The organism is Pseudomonas sp. LJDD11 (genome assembly GCF_024584215.1).
Taxonomy (GTDB): domain Bacteria; phylum Pseudomonadota; class Gammaproteobacteria; order Pseudomonadales; family Pseudomonadaceae; genus Aquipseudomonas.
In genome coordinates, this window is the sequence record NZ_JANJFL010000150.1 from 1 (window position 1) to 521 (window position 521).

A 521-nucleotide genomic window follows, 5' to 3' on the forward strand; every position below is an offset into this window, starting at 1 on the left:
TCTGGCAGTTTGATAAATCGGCACTGGTGGTGAGTCGAGACTTCAGTCGGGAAAAGCGTTTGCTGACTCCCCGGCATTTCAAGGCAGTCTTTGACTCCCCTACCGGCAAGGTTCCGGGGAAAAATCTCCTGCTCCTTGCTCGCAACAACGACCTTGATCATCCCCGCCTGGGGCTGGTGATAGGTAAAAAGAGCGTAAAACTCTCCGTTGAGCGAAACCGCTTGAAACGCCTCATGCGCGAATCATTTCGCCAACACCAGGATAATCTGGTCGGTTGGGATATCGTGACCGTCGCGCGTAAGGGTCTGGGTGATATAGAAAACCCGGAATTGATTCAGCATTTCGGCAAGCTCTGGAAACGTCTGGCGCGTAGCCGACCTACTCCAGAAGCAAAACCCGAAACTGCAGGGGTAGACAGTCCAGATGCGTAAACTGGCACTCGTTCCGATCCAGTTTTACCGCTATGCCATTAGCCCGCTGATGGCCAGTCACTGTCGTTTCTACCCCAGTTGCTCCTGCTA

The 521-nt window shown here is 53.4% G+C and carries 2 protein-coding genes; both read left to right on the forward strand.

Going from position 1 to position 521, the window contains the following annotated elements; genetic code table 11:
* The first annotated feature begins 29 nt into the window (after positions 1-29).
* The gene (gene rnpA, locus NRB16_RS29270; protein ID WP_257107621.1) at positions 30-431 is read left to right on the forward strand and encodes a ribonuclease P protein component; all 402 of its coding nucleotides are present in this window, start codon (positions 30-32) and stop codon (positions 429-431) included.
* Positions 424-521 (forward strand): membrane protein insertion efficiency factor YidD (gene yidD / locus NRB16_RS29275; RefSeq protein WP_257107622.1); only part of this gene is annotated, 98 nt, incomplete at its 3' end. The genes rnpA and yidD, both read left to right, overlap by 8 nt.